Annotated in this window: 26 protein-coding genes and 3 pseudogenes; 16 read left to right on the forward strand and 13 right to left on the reverse strand. The window is 69.0% G+C overall.

Annotated elements, in window-relative coordinates; translation table 11 throughout:
• The 4 genes and pseudogenes from B141_RS50060 to B141_RS48830 form a co-directional block, all read left to right on the forward strand.
• Window positions 1-140, forward strand: a pseudogene (locus B141_RS50060) (IS630 family transposase); the annotation flags it as partial.
• A gap of 97 nt (window positions 141-237) precedes the next feature.
• A complete protein-coding gene (locus B141_RS44570) occupies window positions 238-459 on the forward strand; it encodes a hypothetical protein (RefSeq protein ID WP_157181548.1) in 222 nt (73 codons plus the stop codon).
• Window positions 426-3,206, forward strand: coding sequence for a helix-turn-helix transcriptional regulator (locus tag B141_RS52475; protein WP_202806040.1), 2,781 nt, complete (start codon window positions 426-428; stop codon window positions 3,204-3,206). The genes B141_RS44570 and B141_RS52475 overlap by 34 nt, the downstream gene beginning before the upstream one ends.
• A gap of 393 nt (window positions 3,207-3,599) precedes the next feature.
• Entirely contained in the window at window positions 3,600-3,968 is a 369-nt protein-coding gene (locus B141_RS48830; protein ID WP_040423256.1) for a hypothetical protein, read from the forward strand.
• A 130-nt stretch (window positions 3,969-4,098) separates the two neighbouring features.
• On the opposite strand, the gene B141_RS46595 is transcribed toward B141_RS48830, so the two are convergent.
• Both B141_RS46595 and rpmB read right to left on the reverse strand, forming a co-directional pair.
• The gene (locus tag B141_RS46595; protein ID WP_020579941.1) at window positions 4,099-4,848 is read right to left on the reverse strand and encodes a GNAT family N-acetyltransferase; all 750 of its coding nucleotides are present in this window, start codon (window positions 4,846-4,848) and stop codon (window positions 4,099-4,101) included.
• Window positions 4,845-5,057: a 50S ribosomal protein L28 gene (rpmB, locus tag B141_RS48350; RefSeq protein WP_084678728.1), complete on the reverse strand. Its 213-nt coding sequence runs from the start codon at window positions 5,055-5,057 to the stop codon at window positions 4,845-4,847. Before rpmB ends, B141_RS46595 begins: the two co-directional genes overlap by 4 nt.
• A 375-nt stretch (window positions 5,058-5,432) precedes the next feature.
• Between rpmB and B141_RS44585 the strand changes: the two genes are divergently transcribed.
• From B141_RS44585 to B141_RS0135565, 4 genes are all read left to right on the forward strand, one after another.
• Window positions 5,433-7,277 carry an ABC transporter ATP-binding protein gene (locus B141_RS44585; protein WP_020579942.1) on the forward strand — a complete coding sequence of 615 codons (1,845 nt, stop codon included), beginning with the start codon at window positions 5,433-5,435 and terminating at the stop codon, window positions 7,275-7,277.
• Complete coding sequence (locus tag B141_RS0135555; RefSeq protein ID WP_020579943.1) at window positions 7,274-9,040, forward strand: ABC transporter ATP-binding protein; 1,767 nt, start codon at window positions 7,274-7,276, stop codon at window positions 9,038-9,040. The genes B141_RS44585 and B141_RS0135555 overlap by 4 nt, the downstream gene beginning before the upstream one ends.
• Before the next feature lie 50 nt (window positions 9,041-9,090).
• Window positions 9,091-9,585 carry a hypothetical protein gene (locus B141_RS0135560; RefSeq protein ID WP_026257877.1) on the forward strand — a complete coding sequence of 165 codons (495 nt, stop codon included), beginning with the start codon at window positions 9,091-9,093 and terminating at the stop codon, window positions 9,583-9,585.
• Window positions 9,586-9,677: 92 nt separating this feature from the next.
• Window positions 9,678-10,136 (forward strand): YbaB/EbfC family nucleoid-associated protein, encoded by a 459-nt coding sequence (locus B141_RS0135565; RefSeq protein WP_020579944.1) that lies wholly within the window; start codon window positions 9,678-9,680, stop codon window positions 10,134-10,136.
• A 4-nt stretch (window positions 10,137-10,140) separates the two neighbouring features.
• Here B141_RS0135565 and B141_RS0135570 read toward each other — a convergent pair whose 3' ends face one another.
• Entirely contained in the window at window positions 10,141-10,335 is a 195-nt protein-coding gene (locus B141_RS0135570; RefSeq protein WP_020579945.1) for a hypothetical protein, read from the reverse strand.
• A gap of 109 nt (window positions 10,336-10,444) precedes the next feature.
• Between B141_RS0135570 and B141_RS53140 the strand changes: the two are divergent.
• Window positions 10,445-10,996: pseudogene (locus tag B141_RS53140) on the forward strand (ATP-binding protein); the annotation flags it as partial.
• Window positions 10,997-11,144: 148 nt separating this feature from the next.
• A complete protein-coding gene (locus B141_RS44590) occupies window positions 11,145-13,031 on the forward strand; it encodes a helix-turn-helix transcriptional regulator (protein WP_020579947.1) in 1,887 nt (628 codons plus the stop codon).
• An 805-nt stretch (window positions 13,032-13,836) separates the two neighbouring features.
• On the opposite strand, the gene B141_RS50065 is transcribed toward B141_RS44590, so the two are convergent.
• Together B141_RS50065 and B141_RS0135590 are read right to left on the reverse strand one after the other, a co-directional pair.
• On the reverse strand, window positions 13,837-14,121 hold the full coding sequence (locus B141_RS50065; protein WP_157181549.1) for a hypothetical protein: 285 nt from the start codon (window positions 14,119-14,121) through the stop codon (window positions 13,837-13,839).
• A 318-nt stretch (window positions 14,122-14,439) separates the two neighbouring features.
• A complete protein-coding gene (locus tag B141_RS0135590; RefSeq protein ID WP_020579950.1) occupies window positions 14,440-15,174 on the reverse strand; it encodes a helix-turn-helix transcriptional regulator in 735 nt (244 codons plus the stop codon).
• Between the two features lie 67 nt (window positions 15,175-15,241).
• On the opposite strand from B141_RS0135590, the gene B141_RS44595 reads away from it, so the two are divergent.
• From B141_RS44595 to B141_RS48835, 6 genes are all read left to right on the forward strand, one after another.
• Window positions 15,242-16,609, forward strand: a complete 1,368-nt coding sequence (locus B141_RS44595) for an MFS transporter (protein ID WP_020579951.1) — start codon at window positions 15,242-15,244, stop codon at window positions 16,607-16,609.
• Window positions 16,610-16,780: 171 nt separating this feature from the next.
• Complete coding sequence (locus tag B141_RS0135600) at window positions 16,781-17,251, forward strand: LUD domain-containing protein (RefSeq protein WP_020579952.1); 471 nt, start codon at window positions 16,781-16,783, stop codon at window positions 17,249-17,251.
• Window positions 17,252-17,373: 122 nt separating this feature from the next.
• Complete coding sequence (locus tag B141_RS0135605) at window positions 17,374-17,703, forward strand: hypothetical protein (protein ID WP_020579953.1); 330 nt, start codon at window positions 17,374-17,376, stop codon at window positions 17,701-17,703.
• Window positions 17,691-18,242 carry a hypothetical protein gene (locus tag B141_RS0135610; RefSeq protein ID WP_020579954.1) on the forward strand — a complete coding sequence of 184 codons (552 nt, stop codon included), beginning with the start codon at window positions 17,691-17,693 and terminating at the stop codon, window positions 18,240-18,242. Before B141_RS0135605 ends, B141_RS0135610 begins: the two co-directional genes overlap by 13 nt.
• 50 nt (window positions 18,243-18,292) lie before the next feature.
• On the forward strand, window positions 18,293-18,862 hold the full coding sequence (locus tag B141_RS0135615) for a DUF3558 family protein (RefSeq protein WP_020579955.1): 570 nt from the start codon (window positions 18,293-18,295) through the stop codon (window positions 18,860-18,862).
• 41 nt (window positions 18,863-18,903) lie between these two features.
• Window positions 18,904-20,586, forward strand: coding sequence for a hypothetical protein (locus tag B141_RS48835; protein ID WP_026257879.1), 1,683 nt, complete (start codon window positions 18,904-18,906; stop codon window positions 20,584-20,586).
• A gap of 15 nt (window positions 20,587-20,601) precedes the next feature.
• Here B141_RS48835 and B141_RS46600 read toward each other — a convergent pair whose 3' ends face one another.
• From B141_RS46600 to B141_RS50070, 8 genes and pseudogenes are all read right to left on the reverse strand, one after another.
• On the reverse strand, window positions 20,602-21,192 hold the full coding sequence (locus tag B141_RS46600) for a COG4315 family predicted lipoprotein (protein ID WP_084678732.1): 591 nt from the start codon (window positions 21,190-21,192) through the stop codon (window positions 20,602-20,604).
• The gene (locus B141_RS0135630; protein WP_020579957.1) at window positions 21,189-21,899 is read right to left on the reverse strand and encodes an anti-sigma factor; all 711 of its coding nucleotides are present in this window, start codon (window positions 21,897-21,899) and stop codon (window positions 21,189-21,191) included. Before B141_RS0135630 ends, B141_RS46600 begins: the two co-directional genes overlap by 4 nt.
• Window positions 21,896-22,414, reverse strand: a complete 519-nt coding sequence (locus B141_RS0135635) for a sigma-70 family RNA polymerase sigma factor (RefSeq protein ID WP_020579958.1) — start codon at window positions 22,412-22,414, stop codon at window positions 21,896-21,898. The genes B141_RS0135630 and B141_RS0135635 overlap by 4 nt, the downstream gene beginning before the upstream one ends.
• Before the next feature lie 139 nt (window positions 22,415-22,553).
• Complete coding sequence (locus B141_RS46605; protein WP_169512998.1) at window positions 22,554-23,783, reverse strand: methyltransferase domain-containing protein; 1,230 nt, start codon at window positions 23,781-23,783, stop codon at window positions 22,554-22,556.
• On the reverse strand, window positions 23,687-24,637 hold the full coding sequence (gene tgmB / locus B141_RS0135650; protein ID WP_020579961.1) for an ATP-grasp ribosomal peptide maturase: 951 nt from the start codon (window positions 24,635-24,637) through the stop codon (window positions 23,687-23,689). The genes B141_RS46605 and tgmB overlap by 97 nt, the downstream gene beginning before the upstream one ends.
• A complete protein-coding gene (gene tgmA, locus B141_RS48840; protein ID WP_020579962.1) occupies window positions 24,630-24,896 on the reverse strand; it encodes a putative ATP-grasp-modified RiPP in 267 nt (88 codons plus the stop codon). Before tgmA ends, tgmB begins: the two co-directional genes overlap by 8 nt.
• A 135-nt stretch (window positions 24,897-25,031) precedes the next feature.
• Window positions 25,032-25,247: a zinc finger domain-containing protein gene (locus B141_RS0135660; protein WP_020579963.1), complete on the reverse strand. Its 216-nt coding sequence runs from the start codon at window positions 25,245-25,247 to the stop codon at window positions 25,032-25,034.
• Between the two features lie 140 nt (window positions 25,248-25,387).
• Window positions 25,388-25,527 (reverse strand): annotated as a pseudogene (locus tag B141_RS50070) (IS630 family transposase); the annotation flags it as partial.

Consider the following 25,527-nt stretch of genomic DNA (forward strand, 5'->3'; position numbering starts at 1 on the left):
AGGCACTGGAGAAAGACATCCGCTCATGGATCCAAACCTGGAACGAAAACCCCCGACCCTACGTATGGACCAAAACCGCAGACGAGATCCTCGACAGCATCACAGCCATTTGTAAACGAATTAAAGGCGACGGACACTAGGTACCTGTCGCGGGCGAAAGATAGGCAGTCGACACCGATTTCATCCGTCCTGGACCGGCCAAGGATGGAGGCACGACAGAACGAAAGGAAGACCGACGTGCTACTCCATCCGGACATCATGGCCATGCTGGCCCACGACCGTGAACGAGGGATCGTCACCGCCGCCGAGCGCCGCCGCCTGCTGACCGCCGCCCGTCGTGCCCGCCGTGCCTACCGCACGAGGCGCGGCACGAACGCCGAGGTCAGCCTGGGGGCGGTGGGGGTGGCCGAAGGTACCCTGTCGCGGTGTCGACAACGCGTGGTGGAGCCAGCCAGGTGATGGTCGGCCGTGACGCCGAGCTGCGCCAGCTGGCCGAGCTCGCGGCGTCAGGCCGGCCGCGGGTGGCGGTCATCGCCGGGGAGCCCGGCATCGGCAAGACCCGGTTGGTCCAGGAGCTGGTGGCCACGCTCCCGGCGGAGGCGGTTGTTCTCATCGGGCAGGCCGAGCCGGGTTCGCTGGCCCGCCCCTACGAAGTCCTGCTCGATGCGGTCGACGGTCTCCCCGGCGTTCCCGACGGCTTGCTCGACGCCCTGACCGACGCCTCGCTCAGCCCGGTCGAACGCCTGCACTCCGGCCTGGCTGTCCTGAACGCTCTCGTGGACGGCCGGCTGGCGGTCATCGTCTTCGAGGACCTGCACTGGGCCGACTCCGAAAGTGCCACGTTGTTCGAGCGGATCGCGGGGCAGGCGGGGCCCCGCCTGCTGATCGGCACCTACCGTCCCGACGAGGTCACGAGCCGCCATCCGGTTGCCGGGCTGCTGGGTCGGTTGGAACGCCGGCACACCGCGACCCACCTGCGACTGGAGCGGTTCGACGAAGCCGACACCGCCGCGCTGCTCGCCGCCGTCGCTGGCGGTCCCGTCCCCTACCGTTCGGTGGCCGCGCTGCATCACCGTACCGGCGGCAACCCGTTCTTCCTCGAGGAAATGGTCCGCGGCCACGAGCGCGATCTGGAGTCACTGGACGACAACCCGCTGCCCTGGAGCCTTTCGGAGGTGCTCCGGCGGCAGGTCGACGACCTCGACCCCCTCGTCCAGCGGACCGTCGAGGCCGCCGCGGTCCTCGGCCACCGGATTCCGTTCGACCTGCTCGCCTCGGTGACTGGTGCGACCGAGACCGAGCTCATCCACGCCCTACGTGAACTCGTCAGCCGTGGCGTCCTCGTCGAGACCGGCGACGACGAGTTCAGCTTCCGGCACGCGCTTGTCCGCGAAGCGATCACCGCCCAACTGCTGGGTCGCGAGCGACGCCGGCTCCATGACGCAGCGCTCGACGTGCTGCTCGCCACCGGCGGATCCGACCCGGCGTTGCTCGCCGAGCACGCCCGCGGAGCCGGACGTTACGCGGACATCGTCGAGGCCGCCCGCCGCGGTGCCGCGTTGTATCTGTCCATCGGGTCCGCGTACCAAGCGCTCCGTCTCGCCGAGATGGGCCTGGACGAAGTCGCCGACGACGGCGACCTGCTCGCCAGTGCGGCCCGGGCGGCCTGGCTGGCCGGGCTCCTCGACGACGCGGTCGGGTACGCCCGCCGCTGGCGGGACGGCGCGACGACCGCCAGCGACCGCGCCGACGCTCTGTATCTCCTGATCAGGCTGGCCTTCGAGGCCGACGACACCGCTGAGATGGAAGCCCTCACCCACGACGTTGAGCGGCTCATTACCCAGCTGCCTCGGGGGGCGAGCCAGGCCCGCGCGATGACCGCCGTCGCCCACTCGACGATGCTGCGTGACCAGACCGACGCCGCGGTCGCCTGGGCCGACCGGGCGCTCGCGCTCGCCGACGAGTTCGACCTCCCCTGCGTGCGGCTCGGGGCGCTGGTGGAGAAGGGCTCGGCGATGACCGACCGGTGGTCGACGAACGCCGCCGGCCGGGCCATCCTCGCCGGTCTGGTCGACGAGGCGGAGGCGTTGGGCGAATGGGTGCTCGCCGCCCGGGCTCTCAACTACCTGGTGCAGGATGTCCCACCCGATTCCCCGACCGAGCACTCCGCGATGCTGGAGCGGATGCGGGTCGACGCCGAACGCGCGGGGTTCGAATCCCTCGCGGTCTCGGCTTACTTCCAGGGCCGGGCCCGGCTGGCGGTGCGCGCGGGTGACGTGGACACCGCCATCGCGGCGTTGGAGGAAGGTCGGGAACGCAACCGTGGATACCTCCGCGGGGGTCGGCGACGCGCCGACAACCACGCGGTCTTCCTGGCCGGGCTCTATCTCGAGACCGGTGAGCTGGACCGGGTCGAGGAGCTGATCGCCGAGCTGCGGGCCAAGCCCGACGACGCCAGTCTGAAGGTGCCAGGGCTCGCCTTCCACCTCGCCTGCCGGCGCGGCGACGTCCAGACCGCTGACCAGATCCTCGACGAAGTCTTCGCCCGGCTGGCCGAGATGGCCTGGCGCAGCGGCTCGCAGGCCCATGACCTCGTCGGCGCCGCGCTGTTCGCCGGCCTCCCCATGCCTCGCATCGACCGGATGCGGCAGGAGTTGCTCGACCGTGAAGTCTGGGACGACTACCGCACCCTTGTTGACGCTCAACTGGCCGAAGCGCACAGCCAGCACGCGACCGCGATCGGCGGTTACCGCGCGGTGGTGGACTCGCCGGTCCTGCCGCCATCGGTACGCGGCACGGCCCGGGTCAGTGCCGCCCGCTGCCTCCTCGCCCAAAGCCAGCAGGAGGCGGCAGCCGCCGAACTCGCGGCCTCTGAACTCGCCGTCGCCGGCACGCTCCTGGGCAGCTGGCGCGGCTGGCGAGTCACCGAACTCGAGCAGGTCCGTGCCCAACTCGGCCTCGCGCCCGCCGACGGGGATGCCGCGGTGAGCGGGCCGGCCTCCCTCACCCGACGGGAACGTGAGGTGGCGCTCCTCATCGCCGACGGCATGACCAACGCCGAACTCGCCCGGCGCCTCTACATCTCACCGAAGACGGTCGCTGTCCACGTCTCTCACATCCTTCAAAAGCTGGGCGTCTCCTCCCGTACCGAGGTGACCGAAGTGATCGGTGCGCGCATGCCGGCCTCGGAGTTCCACGACCGCTGACGGCCCCCTCCGTGATCAGGCATCGTGATGCTTGCCGTTTTGGGTCGGGGGCACCCTTGTACGGCTCTCTTGTCCAAGGGTGCCCCCGACCCAAATCCAGCGAGCCCTCGGGACGCTGGATGCCCTTGTTTCGTTGGGCTTTCGGGGCCGAGGTCTTGTCGGTGGTCGCCAGTAGCTGAGCGCCGCGAACCAGCCTGTGCGGCTTGCTCCAGGCGGTGGCGGCGCGCGCCATCTCCTCGAGACGCACATGTGCTGCGCCCAGTACGGGCTAACCCTGATCACGATGAGGGCACAGCCCGGATGCGGCCGTACGCCGAGAGCAACCACTCTAGAGACTTCACAAACCAGACAATAGGGAGGCATACCGTGGTCGATGACATGCGCGGAGGACTTATGCCAGTCGAAAAGCCCCACGTGTACGAAATCCGGATCCACGGGTGCGCGAGTAGTGAGGAAGCCCTTGCATTACAGGAACCCATCGCGCGGGTTCTGTGCCCGGACAAGGAGCACGACAGCCCATGCGACGTACCGTGGAGTTTCACGCTCGGCGATCACCAGGCCGGCGACAGTGAGACCGGCGGCGACACGGCTGTCCTCGTTCTGTGCGTTTACACGTCCAACGGAAAAGCCGTGGAGGTGGCCGACCGGGTACGCGCCGCCGTGAGCGAGACGCACCCAGTGACATTGAGCGAGGGCGATGCCGAGCGATTCGAGGTGCTGGTGGAGCAGTACCGGATCGAGCGCGAGTCCCGCCGGACCTGACTACGGACAACCGCCGCGCCTCGCCGTCACGGACCCCGCCTCTACACAGGCATGGCCCGCGGCCGTCTCCTCGCCCACCAGGATGCGGTCGCCGGCCCGGGTGCGCCATCACCTACCTCCGTTGCGTTCCTCATCTCTCGCCGATCGCCGGCAGCAGAATCCAGAGCCATCCGATCGGGCGGAGGACGAGTCTCGCGGCAACCCCTTGGGATGAATGGTTCGAGGCCGAGGTGCTGTAGAACAGGCGTCGGCCGGTGGGTTCCATCAGCGCGGCCCACGCGGCCGTCACCGCCGCGGCGTGGCCGCGACCACGGAAGTCCGGATGCGTCCAGACGCCGGCCTCGGCACCACGGGCCGAGCATCTCGGTGTGTGGCAGATGGAGATGACCCGGTCTTCCTCGACCGCCATTGCCCATGGACCGAGGCGACCGTCCAGGAGGTCGCGCCACTCATCCGCTTCCCAGTTGCCAGGGTTGGCGTGGCGTACAACCTCAACGTCCTCGGCGTTCGACAGGACGATCCGAGCCGACGTTTCGAAGGTGATCCCCGGCGGTATCAGGTAGCTCGGACCCGATGTCACCTCGACAGGCCATCCAGCATCCGCGAGGAGGCGCTGGCAGGCATCCATCGCGGCGGGTTGATCGCTGGGATCGGCGCACGAGGCACCGATCCCCACGACGGTCGCCACGAGTTCGGCGGCGAGCAGCTCAGGAACACGCGTCGCGGCAACAGCAGCCTGGGAGCCATCAGTCGCGGCCGCGATCACCAGCAGCGGAGAACCGGTGATCCGGCCCTGATCGTCCATTCCCCACAGGGTTTCGATCTCGGTCCGGAGGAGTTCGAGGTCACTCTTCGCCGAATTCCAGTACGCGAGTCTCACCGCATGACCTTACCCGCCTTAAGGCACGACGTGCAGACGTCGAGACGCTTCGACACACCGTCCACGGTGGCACGGACCCGCTGGATATTCGGCAGGAATCGGCGTGGTGTACGACTGCGGACTCGGCGCTTCAGTGCCTTGCGACCCGTACGAGCAACCTTCTTACCGAAGATCGGTCCCTTACCGCACACGTCGCATACGGCACCCATCGATGTGCCTCCAGAAATCGAGACGGCGTGAGACCGCCGTCGCGGCGAAATCCCTTACGGGCAACGGTTCGCACGCTAGCCGAGCGGACTTTATCCGCGCGACCGAATTAATCGCCAGGAGATGTTGACGAGGGCCGCTGATGAGCGCCGACTCGTGCCAGCGCGAGCCGCGTCCCGCACACAAAAATGGGGCCTCTCGGCCCCACGACTCAATTCCATCATCTTGGAGGCACCCAGAACAAGACTTGTTTTGAAACTTCTTCGTCCGCAGACTGGCTCAGGCGCGGGCCCCGTACGCCGGACCTTCAACCACCACCCTCAGGAGATCGACATGACCCCCGCATGCCCTCACCCGCCCGGGAAGGGGTTTTCCGCATGCTGAGCTGGCACGGCTATGGCCGGTTCGTTCGGGTCGCGGTGCGCGCCAGCCGCACGCTGTCGGCCGTTACGGTCGTGGCGGTGGCGTTGGCCGCGGTGGCCCCGCTGGGCGCGGTTGCCGCCATCGGAGCCGTCGTCGGCGAGATCCCCGAACTCCTGAAGGAAGGGTTCACCTCACCCGCGGGCACGCGGGCGATGTGGTGGGCGGTCGCGGCCGGCGGCTTCTTCCTCCTTCAGTGGTCCGCGGGATCGTTCCAGTCCGCGGCCGCCTCCGCGCTGGGTGAACGCATCGACGCCGTACTCCAGCGAGACCTCATGGCCGCGGCGATGCGACCCGACGGAATCGCGCACCTCGAAGATCCACGCACGCTCGACCTGCTCACCGTGGGCAGGGACACGTTTCGGGCCGGCGCGCGCCGCCCGGGCCGGCTGGCCACCACCCTCAGTGGGCTGCTCGCCGGGCGCGTGGTGCTCGTCGGGTCCTGCCTGATCGTCGCTGGTTTCCACCCGTTACTCGGTGCGGCATTGCTCGTGGCAGCGCTCTGGACGGCGTACGAGGACAAGGTGGTGTCCCGGATCGAGGCCAACCACCACAACAGCGGCACCGAGGCAGCCCGGCGTACGGAGTACTACTACGAACTCGGCGTCACACCGCCCGCCGCCAAGGAGATCCGCGTCTTCGGCCTCTCGCGCTTCCTCCTCGATCGTTTCGCCGCCAGCTGGCGGCAGTCGATGGACAGCGTTCTCGCCCCATCTGCCCGGCGGCCGCTCGTGGCAGCGGTCATCCTGGGCGCCGTCGTGCTGCTCGGGATCGGGTGGATCGCCCGCGAGGCGGTCGCCGGGCGGATCGGCGCGGGGCCGGCGGCCGTCTACGCCCAGGCGCTCATGGTCAGCCTCGGCGGGATGCGGCAGGCATCGTGGACGGGTCTGCAGACAGAACTCGCGCTCGCGACGCTCAACCGCTACCACGAGGCGGTCACGTCGGTCACCGACGCGGCGACCACCGCACGGAAGGGCGAGGTTTCCGCCGACGGGCTGCCGCGCAAGGAGATCCGCTTCGAGCGCGTGGCTTTCTCCTATCCGGGCGGCACCGCCAACGCGGTCCACGACCTCGACCTGGTGATCCCGGCCGGTCGTTCGCTGGCCATCGTCGGCGCCAACGGCGCGGGCAAGACCACCCTCATCAAGCTCCTGTCCCGGATGTACGAACCAACCGCCGGCCGCCTCACCGTCGACGATGTCGACCTGAGCGAACTCGACCTGGCCGGCTGGCGCCGCCGGCTGGCGGCGGTGTTCCAGGACTCGACGCGGTTCGCGGTGCCGGCGCGTACGAGCGTCGGCTTCGGGCGAGTGGACGCCGCGGCCGACCACGCGGGTATCGAGGCGGTCGCCGCGTCCGCGGGCGTGGCCGACGCCATCGCCGGACTCCCGGGCGGATGGGACACGCCGCTGTCGTCGGAGTACGCCGGCGGAGCCGACCTGTCAGGTGGCGAGTGGCAGAAGGTCGGGCTGGCCCGGGCACTGTTCGCCATCCACCACGGGGCGAGCGTCCTGATCCTCGACGAACCCGCTGCCCACCTCGACGCCCGTGCGGAAGCCCACCTCTACGAGCGGTTCCTCGACCTGACCAAGGGGGTGACCACGATCGTGATCTCGCACCGGTTCTCCACCGTGCGCCAGGCCGATTCGATCGCGGTGCTCGACGCCGGGCGGGTGGTGGAGCAGGGCAGCCACGATGAACTGCTCGCCCGCGACGGTGCCTACGCGGAGATGTTCCGGTTGCAGGCTTCGCGCTTCTCCGGCGCGGACGAACCCCACCACACGGAGGTGACTCAGTCATGAGGGCGTGGGTGCGCGTCTTCCGCTTGCTGGTCAACATCGGCAGGGAGGTTGGTACGGCCGTCATGCTCGGCTATGTCGGTGCGAGCGCGATCGCGACGGTGCTGCCATTCCTGACGGCGCTCGGGCTGCGCCCGCTCATCGACGGCATCGTCGACGACCGTCCAGGGCCGGTCGTGATCGGCGCGGCCCTGACCGCGATCGCACTGGTCCTGTCCGTGCTCATGCCCGCGGCGTACCGCTGGACCACGATCCGGATGCGCGAGCTGTCGATCATGGTGATGCAGCGCCGCCTGCTCACCTTGTCCAGCACCGCGGGCCGGGTGGAGCACTTCGAACGACCGGAGTTCTGGGATCGCCTGCAGCTCCTCACCCGCAGTTCGAATGACCTGACGATGGGCATTGCGCTGATATTCACCTGGCTCCTCGTCGTCACGCAGCTCCTCGTCGCCGCCGGGCTGCTGGCCCAGCTGCGGCTGGAACTCCTGCTCCTGCCCGTCGTCGCGGTGCCCGCCGCCTGGCTCGCCCGGTCGGCGGAAACGCTGCGGGAGAAGGCCGAACTCCGTACAGCCGAGGACCGCCGGTCCGCACAGCATCTGTTCACCCTCGCCACGAGCGCAGCGCCAGGCAAGGAGGTGCGGTTGTACGGCCTGGCGGACGAACTCCTCGACCGGCACGCTCGATTGAGCGGCAACGTCCACCGCGGGATAGAGGCGGCGCAGCTCCGGGCGGTCGCCGCCAACGCCGGCGGCTGGGTTCTCTTCGTTCTCGCGTATGTCGGTGCGGTGTTCCTCGTGGTGCGGGAGGCCGCGGCCGGGCGGGCCACCGCTGGCGACGTGGCACTGATCCTGGCCCTCGCCACGGCTGTCGTGACCGGCGCGAGCCAGCTGTCGCAGCTTGCGGGATCCACGCGCCGCGTGCTCACAACGTCTGAGCACTACCACTGGCTGGAGGAACAGGCCACGAAGGGCCGTCGCGGTGACCGATTGCCACCAGCCAGGCTGGAGCGAGGTGTCGAACTCGACGACGTCACCTTCACCTATCCCGGCGACGAGCGGCCCGCCCTGTCGGACGTCTCGCTTCAACTGCCGGCCGGCGCGGTCGTGGCCGTGGTCGGTGAGAACGGCGCCGGCAAGACCACACTGGTGAAGCTGTTGGGTGGCATGTACGCACCAACCGAGGGACGCACCCTCGTGGATGGCGTCGACCTGGCCGCGATCGATCTCGAGGCGTACCGGCAGCGAATCGCCGCGGGGTTCCAGGACTTCATGCGCTTCGAGCTTCGTACCCGGGAGACTGTCGGAATCGGCGACCTTCCCCGTCTGGACGACGAGGACGTGGTACGCGCGGCCCTGACCAAGACCAACGCCGACTTCGCCGATCGCCTCCCCGACGGCCTCGAGACGCAGCTGGGATTGTCGTGGCAGGGCGGAGTGGAGCTGTCCGGCGGCCAGTGGCAGAAGCTCGCTCTGGCGCGGTCGATGGTTCGTACCTCTCCGCTCCTCTCGATCCTCGACGAGCCCACCGCCGCGCTCGACCCCCAGACCGAGCACGCCCTCTTCGAACAGATCGCGGCCGACGCCAAGGACAGCCCCGGACGGGTGACCCTGCTGATCTCCCATCGCTTCTCGACCGTACGCATGGCCGATCTGATCGTCGTCCTCGACCACGGCCGGGTCCTCGAGCAGGGCTCCCACGACGAGCTCATCGCACGGAACGGCTTGTACGCCGAGCTCTACCACCTGCAGGCACACGCGTACCGCTAGCCCGGCAGGACCGCCTGGCTCGGCACACCACCGCCCACTACGCTCGGCGCATGGCCAACGGCAACCGCAAGGGGTCCAGCGCCGGGCTGATCAGCCTGATCGTGATCGTGCTGGGTTTCGGCGTCCTGAACGCCAGCGCGGGCGTGGCGCCCTGGATCCTCCTCTCCTTCGGGGTTCTCATCGCCGTTCTCCTCGCGAACGCGGGCCCGCGACGGACCGCCGGTGGCCGGACGGACCTCGCGACACCGCGGGACGAACCCACCGCCGTCACCGATCCGGACGCGCCGACCGCCGAGCCCGGGCCGCCTGCCCAGCCAGCACCCGCAGCCGCACCGCAGGTGCCAAGCAGTGAGCGGACGCCGACACCGAACGCGGCGCCAAAACCGAACGCAGCGCCGACCGACCCGGGTCAACCGAGCCCAGACGTACTCGCCCGGGTGACCGAGTTGAAACGCTCCGGCCGGACCATCGAGGCGATCGAGGTTCTCCGTCAAGCGACCGGGATGGAGCTCTACGAAGCCAGCCAGTTCGTTCGCAAGCTTTAGAGGTCGCGCACCTCAACCCGCGCGACCTCTCAGGCGACATATCGGGTGGATATAGTGCAGCCCTGCTGATTCTGATCGGAGTAAGGCCACCCATGTCCGAGTTCGACGACGTCTCAGAGCTCTTCCGCGCCCCGCACGAAATCATGCGCGCACACGAGGAGCAGCTCCGCAAGGCCGAGGAGCTACAGGCGAAGCTTCAGCAGCTGACGGGCAGGGCTGAGACCGACGACGGCCGGATCTCCGTGTCCTTCTCCCAGGCGAACGGCATCGAGGACCTCACCCTCGACCCGCGTGCGCTTCGGATGCCCACGGAGGACCTGGCCGCGGAGATCAGGCGGCTCGTCAACGAAGCGCGCGAAGATGTGCGCAAGCAGAGCGAGGCGCTCACCACGGAGGCGTTCGCCGCCGGGGCGCCCGACGCCAGTGCACTCGTCGAGCAGCTCCCCCAGCTGCAGGAAGAGTTGACCGAGCTGTTGCGGGATACCCAGGGTGCGGGCAGCGACCTCGACGGGATGGTCGAGCGGATGCGCCGGATGTTCCCCGGCAGCTAACGTCCTAGGAATCCGCGGCCGTGGAACGCTGTGGATCGGTCTGCGTGGCCTCACGGGCATTGCGCTGAGCGGTCTCGGCGTTGAAGCCGGTCAGCCCGGCGACCACCAGCCGGACGATCCGGCGTGCGGTGTCCACCAGGAGTTCCTGCGCGTGCGGTGGCAGTCCGGACGCCGAGTTTGACCCACCATTGTCAGCCATTCGGCCCCCTCATCGAGTCGCGGCCCGGTCCTCACCCCTGGCCGGCCCGTCGCGATACCGAACCCGATACCCCGGCCCAGACCCTCAGACGGTCACAAGTTGGTCACGCATGACCGGACAGACCAGGGCTGGCCGTCCGGCTCCGCGCGGTGGGGGTGGGCCCAAGCGGGCGAAGCCCGAGTGGGGCCGGAACCATACAGGCGCGTCCGCCACGACGGCGTGCCAGGATCATGCCGTGGAAAGTCCCGTCGTGGGCCGCGATGCCGTACTCGACCAGGTTCGGCGGCTCCTTCGAACGCCCGGCATCGTCCAGCTTCACGGGCCAGCCGGGATCGGCAAGACGGCGGTGTGGCGGGCCCTCGTGAGCTGGGCCGAGCACAACGGATGGCGGGTGCTCAGCTGCGCACCGACCGAAGGCGAGGCGGGCCTGCCCTTCGTCGCCCTCGCTGATCTGTTGCGGCCACTGGCCGATCGGGTGAGTGAGCTGCCCGGGCCGCAGCGCCGGGCGGCCGAGGTGGTACTCCTCGCGGCGGAGCCGGACGAGGCGGTCGACGACCGAGCGATCGGCGCCGCGACCCGGGCGTTGTTCGATGCCGCGATCGACGCGTCGGACGGTGCGCCCGTGCTGGTCGCGGTGGACGACGCGACCTGGTTGGATCGGCCGAGCGAGCGGGCCTTGCGGTTCGCGCTCCGCCGGGTCGCCGAGCGGGTCGCGGTGCTCGTGACCTGCCGGTCGACCGGACCGGAGCCGCCCCCGACTCCGGAGCCGGGATGCGGTCCGGCTGGCCGCGCTGCTTGCCGTACCCACCATGCGCGACCTCATCGCCGCGGGCGTCACACCGTCCACCTTCGACGCGGCCGAAGAGGCGGGGCTACTGGCGGTCACACCGAGCTCCGTCGAGTTCGCCCACCCGGTGTACGCCAGCGCGGTCCGTGCCGGCATCCCAGCCGGCATCCGCCGGCGCCTCCACCGGCAGCTCGCCGACGTCACGACCGACCCGGACGAGCGCGCCCGACAGCTGGCCACGGGCACCGTCGAGCCGGACGCCGCGATCGCCGTCGAGCTGTCCGAAGCGGCGGACCGCCTGCGCGCCCGCGGGGCTCCTGAGCGCGCCGCCGAGTTGCACGACCGCGCCGCGGAGCTCACCCCGCCTGAGGCCTCGGTCGCGCGGGCCCGGCGGCGGCTGGCGGCGGCCCGATGCTGGTTCGACAGTGGGGACTACGCGGCCGCGGGCACGGCCGCCGATCTGGTCGCCGCGGAACTCACCGGAGAGGTACGCGGCGAGGCGCTCCTGCTGCGGGCATCGGTGGACTGGGGCGCCGACGACCTCGACCAGGCGGTGGCGGCGGCCGAACGCGGGCTGGCCGCCGTACCCCCTGACACCCTGCTGGCGGGCCGGATCCACGCGCACCTCAGCGTGTTTCGGGAGACTCCCGAGCCCGCCCGCCAGCACGCCGAAGCCGCGACCCGGCTCCTGTCCGGAAGCGAGGAGGATCGGCCACTCCTGACCGGCGTACTCCTCTTGCTCTTCTACCACGAAATCCGGGCCGGGCGACCAGTCAGGACGGAGCTGCTGGAGCGGGCCCTGGAGTGGGAAGGCGACGAACCGTCCTGGCTCGCCGGGACGGTGCCTCCCATCTGGTGGAAGGCGATCGACGAACACGAGCGGGCGAGGGTACGCCTGCATCGGATGCTGAGCTGGGCGGTGGATCGCGGGGACGAGCCGTCCCAGCACGAGATCCTCACCCACCTTGGCGAAGCGGAGATCCTCGCTGGCCGCTGGGCCGAGGCCGAGGCCGCCATCCGCGCCGCCCGCGAACTCGGCGAGCAACTCGGCACGGGCCTGGTCGGTGAGTCCTGGCTCGCCGGTCTCCTGGCCGCGCACCGCGGCGATCTGGTCGAGGCGAGCCAGATCGCCGAGGCCGGCCCGCGGCGCGCGGACAAGTCCGGGGACGCCTGGTCCCGCCGGATCAACCTGCAGCTGGCGGCGTTCGTCGCCCTGTCCGCCGGGCGGATGAGCGAGGCGGCCGCGGCATACGCCGACGTCGCCACCTCTGTCGACGCCCTTGGCCTGGTCGAACCCCTGGCGTTGCGGTTCGAGGCGGACTGGGCCGAGGCCTGCGTCGGAGCGGGTGACCTCGACACGGCCGCGGCGGCGCTCGACCGGCTGGCGGCGCGTCATCGTCGGCTCCCCCGTCCGTGGACGATGCTGGGTCTGGCCCGCGGGCACGCCCTGCTCGCGAGCGCGCGGGGGGTCGACCCGTCGGCGGCTCTCGACGAACTCGCCACTGCCAGGGCGGCGGTACCCCCGGACGTCCTTCCCCTGGACCGGGCCCGCTGCCTGCTCACGGCCGGCGTCGTCTGCCGGCGTACCCGCCGCAAGCGGGCGGCCCGGGAGGCTCTGAGCGCCGCGGCGCTGGAGTTCAGTGCGCTCGGCGCGGCGGCGTTCGAGATCCGCACCCGCGAGGAACTCTCGAGGATCGGTGGCCGCCCACCCGCCCCCCAGCACCTCACGGCGACTGAGGAACGAGTGGCCCGGCTCGCCGCGCAAGGCGCCACCAACCGCGCCATCGCGGCCGCGTTGTTCCTCAGCCCCAAAACCGTCGAAGCGAATCTCGCCCGCATCTACCGCAAGCTCGGCATCGCGAGCCGGGCTGAGCTCGGGGCCGCGATGGCCAGCATTCCTCCTCGCTAGAGGTCGCGCTCAGAGCCTGTTGACAACGGCCTGGCTGATCAAGGTCACGCCGGGGCAGGCTGGCCGCGCGGGTACCGTCGACTCGAGGTTTGCTGCCCTGGCTGGCTTTGAACTCCACCAGGATGCCTCCGACTATGAGGTCTGCATCGGCTGCGAGGTCGCTACTGCCCTCGAAGGTCATCCCGCTGGCCACCGGCCCAGCGGTGGGTAGCGCTGGCAACAGACGCTTACGCGCCAGATCACGCATTGCGATGAGGTCGGCGACTTCCTCATCATTGGCCAACCCCAGCAGGTCCGTCGCTCGGCTGGAGGAAGTCAGGCTCATCAGCCGTGATCCTGCGATCGAAACGGCCCGATACAGCTCCACCAGCAGCGCGAGTGCGTAACAGGCCCGCGCCCACCACTCGTCTGGCCGATCGGCGAGTTGGACCAGATGGCCGGGGCGGAGCGTGCCATCGCGGTCAAAGCCGCCGAGCTCGGACAGCAATTCCAGGCCGGCCGGCACACAGGGCACTCGCTGCACCTGCAACCCGACGAGTGGCAGGGCAAGCGAGGGAGTGGGATCCACCAGCATTCGTAGCCACCAGTCGATCGCCGCCCCTTGAGTGCGGGTCGCCACTGCCGTGGACGGCACGATTCGTGCTGGGCCGGCATCGACCCGATACGCGGCTTGAATCCCTTTGTAGTACGGGAACTTCGAGCGCAGCCACACGGCCACCGGGCTGCTCAGGTCACTCACTTCGTACGTCAACGAAGACATAGCCAGCACCCCTCCAGCCGTGGATGACCCGTCAGCCCTTCATAGCTAGCGTTGCCAGGTGGTCGAACGCCGCGCCACCTCGTACAGCACATCGCGTTCTGTACTGTCGAGCTGACGCTCGCGGAACATCAGATGCCACAGGAGCGCCGAGCGGGCAAGGATGCGAACACCCTCGGTACGACGCCCCCGAACACGCAGTGCGCCGACGATCACCACGAGCGGCTCGACCTTGACCTGACGCCTGGAAGTTTGAGCGAGGAGTTCGGCGGCTCGGCGGGCTTCGGTCCGCGCCTTCTGGGCGTACCTGGTCGGCTCCCCGCGCACGAACACGACGTGGCGTCCAGCCTTGACTACGGCGCCACGGTGGTACTTGGCCTGTCGGCAAGGTTGGCTCCACCAGCCGCCATCTGTGACATTTCCGCAGGTGAACAGGAACACCAGCCCGCCGGATACAGGCTGGCTGAGCTCGGGCCGTACACGGCGCACAGAACGCTTCCACAAGCACCTACTACAGCGACGAGTGTCGGTGAGCCTTTCACCGCACCCGTGACCAGCGCTGGCGGCCCGTCGACCACTTAGCCCGTGCTGGACAAGCCGTCAGCGCGTTTCCAGGGCCATCTCCCCGGCTCACCGTGGAGAAGATCAAAGTCAACGACTGAGCAGGTAGCGCCGGGGTGTGGTGCCGACGGTGCGGCGGAAGGCGGCCAGGAAGGCGCTCGCCGTGGCGTACCCCACGTCGTGTGCTACCCGCGACACCGGCTGCCCCTCGGCCAGCAGCGGGAGGGCGGCGCGCAGCCGTACTTGCGTGCGCCAATGGTCGAAGCTCATGCCCGTGTCGCGCACGAACAACCGCGTCAACGTCCGCCTGCTCACGCCCGCCGCGCGGGCGTGAGCCTCCAGGCTGCGCGGGTCGGCGGGGTTGGCCAGCAGGGCGGCCGCCACCACCCGGACGCGCTCGTCGGTGGGCTGGGGCACGTCGATGGGCCGGGTGGGCAGGGGGCGTAGCAGGTCGGGCACCACCGCCTCGGCGCGCAGTCGCGCGTCGTCGGTGAGGTCGGTGCGTGCCAGGTACCCGATCAGCTCGGCCAGCAGGCCGTCGACGTCGACCGCCGTGGGCTCGGGCCAGTCCAGCGGGCAGCGCTCCGGAGCCAGGTACAGGCTGCAGAGCACGGCGTCGCGGGTCGCGCCGGTGGCGTGGGTGACACCCGCGGGCAGCCACAGCGCCCTGGTGGGCGGCAGGACCCAGTACACCTCGCCCACGCCGACGCTCAGGACGCCGCGCCGGGTCCAGGCGATTTGGTGGTGGGTGTGGCTGTGCGGGGGGATCCAGTCACCCGAGGCGAGCGGGAAGTGGCCGACGATGATCGCGCTCATGTCCTCCATGCGACATAGTCTGGCCTCATCGCGGATTGTGGCCAAATGCGGTGGATCATAGCGTTGTCGGGTGCCGATGATTGTGTTGTGTTTTGTCCAGTTCATGCTCGTGCTCGATGACACCGTCGTGAACGTTGCCCTGCCCAGCATCCGCGATGAGCTCGGCTTCAGCGCGTCCGGCTTGCCCTGGGTCGTCAACGCCTACTTCCTGGCCTTCGGCGGTTTGCTGCTGCTGTGCGGCCGGATGGCGGATCTGCTGGGCCGCCGTCGCATCTTCCTCATCGGGGTGGCGTTGTTCGGGGTGGCTAGCCTGGCCTGCGGGCTGGCGCAGGAGCCGTGGCAGCTCGTGCTCGGGCGGTTTGTGCAGGGCAGCGGTGCTGCGATGGCTAGCCCGGCGGCGATGTCGATGATCACGTTGCTGTATCCGGGGCCGGAGGAGCGGGCCAAGGCGCTGGGCACCTGGGGCGGTATCGCGGCCCTGGGCGGGACCTCGGGCCTGGTGCTGTCCGGGGCGCTGACCGATCTGGTGTCCTGGCGCGGCATCTTCCTGATCAACCTGCCCATCGTCGCCGTGGCCCTGGCGTTGCTCCCTCGCCTGGTCCCCGAGTCCCGCGCCCCCGGCCGACGCCGCCTCGACGTTCCCGGCGCGGTCCTGGCCACCGGTGCTGCGGTGTCGCTGGTGTACGGGCTGCTGCGGGCCGGAGAGACCGGCTGGAGCGATCCGATCGTTTTCGGGGCCGTCGTGTTCTCCGCGGCCTTGGCGGCGGCGTTCGTGGTGGCGGAGTCGCGGGCGGCGGCGCCGCTGGTGCCCGCATCGTTTCTGGCCTCGCGGACGCGGGCGGTGGCCAACGGCGCGACCCTGCTGTTCTCGATGGCGATGTACGCGATGTCGTTCCTGCTGATGATCCAAGTGCAGACCGTTCTGGGCTACAGCCCCTTCCTGGCCGGCATCGCCTATCTGCCCTACGGCGCCGGCATCCTGGCGGGCATGTGGCTGTCCTCCCGCATTTCGCTCAGGATCGGGACGCGCTGGGCGCTCCTGCTGGCGTTCTTGGTCAACATCGCCGGCCTGCTGCTGCTGTCCGGCGTGGCCGCGGGCGACTCCTACATCGCCCACGTCCTGCCCGGCATGCTCATACTGAGTGTGGGCAACGGGCTGAGCCTGCCCGTTATGGCGGTGGCCGCGGTCGACGGCAGCACCGAGGAGGACGCCGGTCTCGGCTCGGCCCTGTTCACCTCCGTTCAGCAGGTCGGCGGTGCCGTCGGGGTGGCCGCGCTGGCCATCATGGGCTACTCAGGCGGGCTGACGGCGGGCGCGGTCTGCGTGGCGCTCGGCGCTGTGATCATCGTCGTGCTGCTGCCGTCGCGGGCCAGCGGCCAGCGGCAGACCGCTGGACATGGAGCCGATGGCCGAAGCAAGCCGGCAACCGCTCCCCGGCTCTGAGCAGTCGCAGCTCCGCCTGAATCCGAAGGGACACGCCCGCTTGGAGCATGGTGAGCATGCTGCCATGTGGGGGTGGTCGAGCGTGGGCTGTATGTCGACTCGGATTCGTTGCCGCCCACGTTGGTGCGTAACCCCGGCCGGGCGAGGTGTTGTCTGCGTGTCGTCCGCAGGATGAGCGTATTCACCGGCGCCAGCGAGACCCTCCGCCTGTCTGGCATCGATGACGACATCAACACCAGCGGGCGGTACCAGGCAGTCAAGCCGCGCATCCTGGCCATGGACCGCGCCAACGGCGCCGATGAGATCCGGCGGCTTCGAGCCAGCCCAGACGTCATCATGGGCAGCGTCGCCGCGGTCACCGAAACCGGCTCCCTCGTGATCGCCTCGGGCAGCGGAAGCCAACTGCCCGCCTACGCCGGCGGCGCCGCCCACGCGATCTGGATCGTCGGGGCGCAGAAGGTGGTACCCGACCTGAACGCCGCACTGCGCCGCGTTGAAGATCACTGCCTTCCGCTGGAAAGCGCCCGCGCCCAAGAGGTCTATGGGTGGCCCAGCGCCATCAACCGCCTCCTCGTCCTCAACGCGGAACCCCACCCCGGCCGCGGCACCGTCTTGTTGCTCCGCGAAGCCATTGGATTCTGAACCACCAGGAGTCGCAGCCGAGACTACGAGCGCCGCACCGGCGACCTGGAGATCGCGCCACCTCTTGATAGCGAGGGAAACACCCGATTCCTCGCGGGCCCGGCGCTTCTAGCGTCGTAGCCGTGACTCGTCGACTGTTCGCGCTCGAACGCTACGACCGCTCAGGCGGTCAGTTCCCACCCGATCCGGGTGCGGACCTCACCGTGGAGGGCACCCGCCTGGTGGCGGCGATCCACCTTCCCGCCGATGACGTTGTCCTCGTTCTGGTGGAAGGGCCGGACGCGGCGACGGTCACAGCCGCGGCCACGGCGGCCGGCTGGCGGGTGGACCGGCTCAACCCGGCCGCCTGGATCCACCCGATCACACCAGCCGGCCGCGGCGACCTGATCGACCCACCGGCCGGCGTACCCGGTTCTGACACAAACCAAGGAGAACAGCCATGTGGCGCATGATCGCCGCCGCGGCGTGTCTGGCCCTACTCGCCGCGGGCTGCGCGGGCGGGACCACGGAATCACCGGAGGATCCGACGACCGCGCGGTCCGCGACACCGGACGAGGGTGCTGACGGCGGGGACGCCGGCACCGACGACGACCTGGGCGGGGACCTGAAGGGCGCCGCCGCGGAGACCGTGCCCGGATGTCCGTTCACCGCGGCGCAGGTCTCTGACTTCGTGGGACAGCCCATGAAGGACGAGGGGAACTGCCTGTTCGGCGACGGCAAGGGCGTGGGCAGCGTGACGATCACGATGGGCTCCCAGACCTCCGGCGCGATGACGTACGGCTACGCCCGTAAGCAGGCGGGCGAGATCTACGAGCAGGTGGTCGACGGCGACTGGGGCGACCAGTCCTACATCGGGGTCAAGGACATCGAGGGGCAGGCTGTCGTCGTGAGCAAGACGGGCAGCTACACGGTCACGTTGAGCAGCCTGAGCTTCGACCCGGCGCGCTACGAGCGAACCCTCCGCAGCATCCTCGACGCGCTCCCACGATGACGCGCTGGCATCCTCCCGCGGCCCGAACTCGTACGAAAGGAGATCGCACGATGAGGCGAACCCGGTCCCGGTCGGATCTGGTAACTCTCGGCCTGGTCGCGCTGGCGATCGTCGGGGTCGCCGGATGCGGAGCTCACCAGGGCCAGGCCGCGTCCGGCACACCGGAGCCGGTGCGGACTGCCGCCACGCCATCAGCCCAGCAAACACAGCCAGCCCAGCCGGCAACGAAGGCCCCGGCGACCAGGACGCCCGCACCCACGATCGAGCCGTGCGCCCTCGTCTCCAAGCAGGAGGCCGAGCGATTGACCCGCACACCTCTGGACGACGCGGTGGCGGTGCGTGAGACCTGCACCTACACCGGACCGGTCACGGGACCAACCGCGCAGGTGGAGGTCTACGTCGGTCCGGGCGCGAAGAAGTTCCTCGACATCGAACGCGAACTCGGTCACGAGCTCGAACCCCTTGCTGGCATCGGCGACGAGGCGTACGCCGAGGACGGAACGGTGTTCCTCAACAAGGCCGGTGTCTGGGTCTCGATCCGCCTCGTGTTGCTCAACGACCCGGCGGAGAACCGCAAGCCGATGGAGGACCTGGCGCGCAAGGTGACGACCCGGCTCTGAACAGATCGTCTGTCAACCACGCCTTGCCGAGGTGAACCGCTGTGCGAATCCCCACCCTGACCCGCCGGCTGACGGCGGCGGCCACCGCCGCTGCCGTGCTCCTCAGCGCGAGCGCCTGCGCCCGAGCGCCCAGTGACCGGCCCACCGGGCGGGATCAGCCCCGCCACGGTGCGGCGGTGGAGAGCGACGATCCGTACGACGAAGCCAACCTGCGGTACGGCATGGCGCCGGTGCCACATCCCGATGTGACGTACCAACCGGATGTGGTCCTCGTGGGTGGCGGTGGCCGGTCGGTGCGGTCCGTGACGGCGGACGGCCTGACGTGGCGGATCGATCCGGACGCCGACCACGCCGGGGAACTGGCACCCGGCAAGGTCATGTTCCTGACCGGGCGGGCGGTCGGGAGGGTCCTGGACGTACGCCGAGAGGTGGGGGCGGGCCCAGGCGGGCGAAGCCCGCGTGGGGCTGGAACCACACAGAGGGCTGGAACCGGCACCGATCTCGCCGTCACCATCGGCCCGGTGGACATCACCGAGGTGATCAGGAAGGGACGGTTCACCTCCGACCAGCCGATCCCACTGGACCAGGTGGTCGCCTACCCGGCGGGTGAGCCGTTCTGGGCCGACACCGAGGCGACGGACGCGGACGTCTCACCGACGCCGAGCGCGACGGTGACGCCGAGCGGGGATGGGGCAGGCGGCGCAGGCCCTGGCGGGGTTGGTGCCGGCGGCGCCGGTCTGAGCGGGATCGGGGCCGGCGGGCGGGCCGGCGTACTCGCCGCGACGGCACCCCATGCGGTCGCGCCGCCCGCCGCCCGGTCAGGCCCCACCCGCCCGCCGCAGCCTGCTCCCCAAAGGGGTGGCCAGGTCACGACGAGGGCGGGCGGCTTCGCCGTGACACCGACCTGCTGCGCGAAGGGCGTGGGGGCGGAGTTCCGCTACGACAAGGACGGCGTACGCCTCGTTGGCTCCGTCGCACTGCTGCTGAAGAAGCCGCGCGGCACCTTCGACCTCGACATCAGCGACGGACGGATCCAGACGGCGAGGTTCAGGATCCAGGGCGGGGCTGGCCTGCGGCTCAGCATTGCCGGGGCGACAAAGGTCGGCGCCGATCACAACATCAACCGCGGGCTCGCCATCCCGGTCGACTTCACGGTGCCGTTGGGCACCTTCCTCGGCGTACCCTTCTCGGCCACCGTGAGCCAGACGTTGACCATCCAGACCGTGTTCTCGTCCAAGGACGGCAATATCGAGGCGACGGCCGAGTACGGGTTCGACGGGGCGCTGGCGTTCGGCTACGACAACGGCCGGTTCGGTGCCAGCGCCCCGACGTCGCTCACGCTCAAGACGTCTCTCATGGACACGATGTCCAGCGTGTCCATGGGCGTCACCGGGCTGATCGCCGCCTACCAGGCGAAGTTCCACGTCGGGATCGGCGCGTTCGGGTTCCGCACTGGCTTGTACCTCGGGCTCACCACCTCGGTCGGGATCACCGCGGGGTCGGCCGCCGGGTCTCCGATCGCGTTCTGCCAGAGCGTGACCCTCACCCTCTGGCTCGACTACGGAGTCGGATACAAGATCCCGACAGCCGTCGCCAAGGTGATCAACTTCTTCCTCAGGATCTTCGACGCCAAACCCATCGCCGAGCAGGGCGGCATCGGAGACACTGCCCTCGTCCTCACCAAGGCACAGGTCGAACCTGACGTCCCCATCTGCCGGAAGTGAACCCGCGCGGTCGCGTCAGTAGCCGTAGCCGCCACCGTCGTCACCATTGTCACCATCGTCACCGCCCGCGGTCGCCTTCGGGCTCGCGCCGTCGGCGGTGGCGGCATGCCAGACGAACGTCGTTCCCTGGAAGTCGTCGGTGAAGCCGTCTCCGCGCGCCGATCCGGGCGAACGGTCCTCCTTGAACGTGTAGAGCGGCTGGCCGTCAAGGGTGAGTTGCGTCGCCCCGTCGGGTCGTTCCACAACGCCGAACGTGCCGGACACGCCCGCAACACTGGTCGAGGCCGCGTCCTTGTCGACCGTCACCGGTGGCCAGAAGTCCGCGCAACCGTCGACGCAGCGGATCGTGCCGTCACGTTCGGCTTCGTTCGTGTACAACGTCATGCCCTTACCGTCGACCAGAACCCTTCCCAGCTTGGCGATCTCGCGGGTCGCGACGTTGGCACCACCGTCCTTGGTCGCGGGCGAGGACGCCTGGGTGCTTCCCTTCGAGTCGCCACCAGCGGGCGACGTCGTCTCCGTGCCACCCCCGCACGCCGTTCCGCTCAGCGCGATCAGAACTGCCACGCCGAGGAGAGCCCAGGTGGGCCTCTTCGTTGGTCTCATCGATCCTTCCCTTCTGCCGGCGGCACCGCGATGGTGACCAGCCGGCGACCCTTGTCATCGACGACCTCGAATCCGACCAGTTCGTCGGACGGAACTGACGTCATGCCTTCGACCGGGATGGTGTTGGCGTAGGTGACCCGCCATGACCCGATCGTCTCGACGCGGCCGTCCTGGGCGCGGACCACGAGGCGGCAGGTCGTTCCGGGGCGCAACCCGGTGAGGGTCATGGCGACCCGGCTCCCCCACGGCTGCGCGGTGACCGTCATCTGCGCACTGACCCCGGAGCGGGAGGTGGCCGCGAGCGGCGGCGGGCTCTGCCGTGCTGGTGGCCGGATCGTGACCGCGACTCCGACCGAGGCGGCAGCGGCCAGCACTGTTGCCGCCACCATGAGGGAGAGCCGACGCCGGGACCGCGTCTGGCGTTCGGTGGCGATCGCCTCGAACACCCGGGCCAGCAGGAGCGGCGCCGGATCGGACGCCGGCTGGTCAGGATCCGTACCAACGGCGCGGGCTGCCGCGAGCAGAGTGGGCATGGCGGTGACGCGGGCGAGCTCACGCTGGCACACCGGGCAGTCCCGCAGATGCCGTTCCACGTCAGGGTCCTGCTCGTCCCGCACGCCGAGCGCGATGACGCCCAGCCGGACGGCGTACGGACACGGGTCGACGGGTCCCGTCCGCGGATCGTTGTCTGGTCCTCCCACGGTCATGGCGACGTCACCCCTCGTTCCTCCAGGGCGAGTCGCAGCGCGCGCAGGGCGTAGTAGGTGCGGGAGCGCACCGTCCCTTCCGGGACTCGGAGTATCCGAGCTGCTTCCGACACCGAACGGTCCCGGAAGTAGACCTCGACGAGCACCCGCCGGTGCGGATCGGTCAGCGACTGCAGGGCCTCGACGACCTGCCAGCCCAGCACGGTCCGCTCGAGATCGTCCTCGACGACGCTGCCGTCGAGCACATCCGCCGGCACCTCACGCGGGCGGCGCACGGCGGCCCGATAGCCGTCGACGACCAGGTTGCGCGCCACCCGGAACAACCAGGGGCGCGCGGTCTCCGGAGCCAGCTGGTCCGAGTGCCGCCAGGCGCGCAGAAGGGTCTCCTGGACGATGTCTTCCGCGCGGCGGGCATCACCAGCGACGAGGCCGCGTACGTACGTCAGGAGCGCGTCCGCGTGCTCCCGGTAGAGCGCACGGATCAGCTCGTCCTCGTGCGCCGACGACGTCCTCATGCAGCTCAGTACGTACGCCAGGCGGCGCGTGTTCAGTGGCCGTTGCTCGCAGCGGTCCGGCCGGAGAGCGAGGGACCCGGACTGGTCAGGTCCACGGTGACGCCGGCGGACGTCAGAGTCTCGTACACGTCGATGTTGTTCATGCCGTGTCCTCAGCTCCGCTGACGGCCAACTCGACGACGGTATGACCGTCCGTGTTGACGGTGATGTTGTAGGCGTCCAAGCCTGGCTTGCCGGCGTCGGTCCACTTGTCGTAGGCCAACTCGATATCGCCCCAGAGGTCGTCCGGGGTCATGTAGCCGGCGTCGATGGCTGACACGCTGGTCCACCGGCCGTCGCGTGTCATGACCTGGCGTTGGTCCTCGGGATCCTCGTGTTTGCCCGGTGGCCATGGGCGGCTCCAGACGGCAGATGGCATGGACCGCCAGAGGAAGAACTCGAATTCGGCATCGTCGAGGATGGCTTTGGGGTGGATGACCTGTCGCGTGCGGAGTCGGGCGGTGTCGGTGTACTTCCGCGGAGTATCGACGTCATGGTCGGCGTGTCGCAGTGTTCTGCGGGCGCCCATGAAGCCGCCTCGCGGGGGGAGCAGTTTGCCGGTGGCGGTTGTGCCGTTGTCGTCGACGGTGACGATCGCCCACGCTGCGATATGGGACATGGGGTTGCGGGCTCGCAGGTCAGCGAGCATCACACCGCCCGGTTTGAGCCACCGCACCCACTCATAGGGGATGTTATCGACGGCGTGGGTTGCTATCAGTCGGTCGTACGATCCCTCTTCGGGGGTGAACGTTGGGTGGTACCCGAGCTTGTTGAGGCGGTTCTTAGCGGACTCGACGAGTTCGGGGTCGATGTCTGTGGTAGCTACGTTGGCGGCACCAACAATGTGGCAGAGGATCGCGGCGTTGTATCCGGTGCCGGTACCGATCTCGACGACTCGCATCCCAGGCTTGATACTGAGCTCCTCGATCATGTCGGCCATGAGTCCTGGCATGGACGACGAGCTGGTGGAGATCATGTCTGTGCCACCGGCTGCGCCTGGTTGAACCTGCGTGACGAAAGCGGTGTTGGAGTAGATCAGGTCCGGGTCAGGATCTTCGACCGGTACCCACCTAGTTCGCTTGGCGTCCTCGTCGAAGGTGTAGTCGAGGTAGCGGGGGATGAACAGGTGGCGTGGCGTGTTCGCGAATGCTTCCCGGATGGCATCGGTCTTGATCCACTCGCCGATCTCGCTCCTCAATCGCTCCGCGAGTGGCTTCCAGTTGACAAGCCTGCTCATCGGTGTCCTCTTTCCAGTAAATCGGCGAATGCCGCGGTCATGGGGAGACCTGTCGGTGTCTCCATCCACGCCCATTGCCCGTTCGGGTTGCACTCTAAGAACACCCACTCACCGCTTGTGGCCAGCGCGAAGTCGAAGCAGCCGACGGTCAGGCCGAAGTGTTCAAGGTAGGCGTGAAGGGCCGGCTCGATGCCGGGCGGTGGATCGACCGCGGTGTAGGTGTGGGTGTCGTAGTCGTAGCGCCAGTCGAGGTGTTTGGAGTTGATCCGGACGCAGAACACCCGGTCTCCTACGACGGTGACGCGGATGTCGGCGTGTTTGTCGACCTTGACTTGTAGGAGGTGCATGGTCCCGGCAATTCCCTCGTCGAGACTTTCCGGGGCTACCTCGTCGACCCAGATCGTGCGCGGTACGTCGACAACCTGGTAGGCGCTGCCTCGCAGCGGCTTATAGACAACGGGCGCGTTCGTGCTCGCGAAGCGTCGGGCCTCGTCCGGGTCGTTGGTGATCAGCGTGGCGGGCACGGTGAACCCCACGCCCACCGCGACCGTGAGTTGAGCAGGTTTGTAGTCGGCGTCCCGCACCCGGAAGGGATGGTTCACGTAGAGGCAGCCGAGGCTTGTCAGGGTGCCAGTGAGGCCGTGTCGGGCTTCGGCTTCTACGAATCTGGCGTCTTGGGCGTCGAGATGGTCGAATCGGTAGCCGCCTGGTCGACGCCAGTACACCGACCGCACCGCGGACAACGTCACGGTGCGGGTCGGCGTGCTGAGAGTGCCCTGGATTTCCTGTCCAGCTCCAACCGTGGCCGTCACGGTGAGGCTGGCTGGGAGGTCCGCGGTGTCGAACCGTGCCACCGCAACCCGCCGTCGGTTCAGCTCGGTGATGACCAGATCTGCTGTCGGGTCATCCAGGCAAGTAACCACCAGCACAGGGCGGTAGTCAGTCACGGTCGTTGTCCTGGGAATGGTCCGTATCAACGCTGGAAGGGCCTTGCCCGTCGTGGGTCTGCACCTGGGTTCGCTGCTCAGTCCCAGTGTTCGAGCCGTGTCCGGGGAAACTGATCGGCTGCCCGTCCGCGCCAAGGCGTTGGGTCGTTTGTGTGAGCGGGTCGAGTAGCAGCGTCGCCTCAGGTAGCTGGAGAATGGTGCGGTAGGGGGCCATCCTTGACAGTCCCCACGGGCGTATGGCGTTGACCTTCGCATCCATGCTTGTGACCTCCGCTGTCCTTCGATGGGGTCCCGACGTGACGGGTCTTGACACGGTGCTTTGCTGGCGGGCTCGCGATAGTGACGCCGAGGTAGAGGATGAGCAGGGCGAGGAGCGCCCACAGGGCACGACGCCTCATCGGATCCTCCGCGCAACGTGCTGCTTGTCTATATGCCCGAGCTCTGTGCCGGAGCCGGTGTTGACACACCAGTTGCCCGCGAGTGCATTGCAGTGCGGGCACGGCCGCGACAACACCTGGGCCGTCGTCTTCAGATCCTGCTGCGTGTAGCCCTGATCCGCGAGACCACCCGCGAACACCCAATCGACCACGCCACTGTCGATCGCGTCCATTCCGCCCCTCCCCGTTGAGGACGGATGCGGCGAGACGCCTCCACCCGCCGCACCCAAGATGTTGGGCGTGGCGGAGCGGCCAGGACAGTGCGGGGACTAGAGCAGGGAGTCGACCGGCCGCCGCGCCACGTGCACAGAAGCTAGTGTCCGTCGCCTTTAATTCGTTTACAAATGGCTGTGATGCTGTCGAGGATCTCGTCTGCGGTTTTGGTCCATACGTAGGGTCGGGGGTTTTCGTTCCAGGTTTGGATCCATGAGCGGATGTCTTTCTCCAGTGCCT

Source organism: Actinopolymorpha alba DSM 45243 (genome assembly GCF_000373925.1).
GTDB lineage: Bacteria > Actinomycetota > Actinomycetes > Propionibacteriales > Actinopolymorphaceae > Actinopolymorpha > Actinopolymorpha alba.

Excerpts from the sequence above, each read along its gene's own strand:
- B141_RS0135570 (WP_020579945.1), bottom strand. The coding sequence starts at position 10,335 with ATGGCTGACAATGGTGGGTCAAACTCGGCGTCCGGACTGCCACCGCAC.
- B141_RS0135610 (WP_020579954.1), top strand. The coding sequence starts at position 17,691 with ATGTGGCGCATGATCGCCGCCGCGGCGTGTCTGGCCCTACTCGCCGCG.
- B141_RS0135630 (WP_020579957.1), bottom strand. The coding sequence starts at position 21,899 with ATGACCGTGGGAGGACCAGACAACGATCCGCGGACGGGACCCGTCGAC.
- B141_RS0135590 (WP_020579950.1), bottom strand. The coding sequence starts at position 15,174 with ATGGAGGACATGAGCGCGATCATCGTCGGCCACTTCCCGCTCGCCTCG.
- B141_RS46600 (WP_084678732.1), bottom strand. The coding sequence starts at position 21,192 with ATGAGACCAACGAAGAGGCCCACCTGGGCTCTCCTCGGCGTGGCAGTT.
- B141_RS44585 (WP_020579942.1), top strand. The coding sequence starts at position 5,433 with ATGCTGAGCTGGCACGGCTATGGCCGGTTCGTTCGGGTCGCGGTGCGC.
- rpmB (WP_084678728.1), bottom strand. The coding sequence starts at position 5,057 with ATGGGTGCCGTATGCGACGTGTGCGGTAAGGGACCGATCTTCGGTAAG.
- B141_RS44590 (WP_020579947.1), top strand. The coding sequence starts at position 11,145 with ATGCGCGACCTCATCGCCGCGGGCGTCACACCGTCCACCTTCGACGCG.
- B141_RS0135635 (WP_020579958.1), bottom strand. The coding sequence starts at position 22,414 with ATGAGGACGTCGTCGGCGCACGAGGACGAGCTGATCCGTGCGCTCTAC.
- B141_RS0135565 (WP_020579944.1), top strand. The coding sequence starts at position 9,678 with ATGTCCGAGTTCGACGACGTCTCAGAGCTCTTCCGCGCCCCGCACGAA.
- B141_RS44595 (WP_020579951.1), top strand. The coding sequence starts at position 15,242 with ATGATTGTGTTGTGTTTTGTCCAGTTCATGCTCGTGCTCGATGACACC.
- B141_RS0135615 (WP_020579955.1), top strand. The coding sequence starts at position 18,293 with ATGAGGCGAACCCGGTCCCGGTCGGATCTGGTAACTCTCGGCCTGGTC.
- B141_RS0135600 (WP_020579952.1), top strand. The coding sequence starts at position 16,781 with ATGAGCGTATTCACCGGCGCCAGCGAGACCCTCCGCCTGTCTGGCATC.
- B141_RS0135560 (WP_026257877.1), top strand. The coding sequence starts at position 9,091 with ATGGCCAACGGCAACCGCAAGGGGTCCAGCGCCGGGCTGATCAGCCTG.
- tgmA (WP_020579962.1), bottom strand. The coding sequence starts at position 24,896 with ATGGATGCGAAGGTCAACGCCATACGCCCGTGGGGACTGTCAAGGATG.
- B141_RS0135555 (WP_020579943.1), top strand. The coding sequence starts at position 7,274 with ATGAGGGCGTGGGTGCGCGTCTTCCGCTTGCTGGTCAACATCGGCAGG.
- B141_RS0135660 (WP_020579963.1), bottom strand. The coding sequence starts at position 25,247 with ATGGACGCGATCGACAGTGGCGTGGTCGATTGGGTGTTCGCGGGTGGT.
- B141_RS48830 (WP_040423256.1), top strand. The coding sequence starts at position 3,600 with ATGCCAGTCGAAAAGCCCCACGTGTACGAAATCCGGATCCACGGGTGC.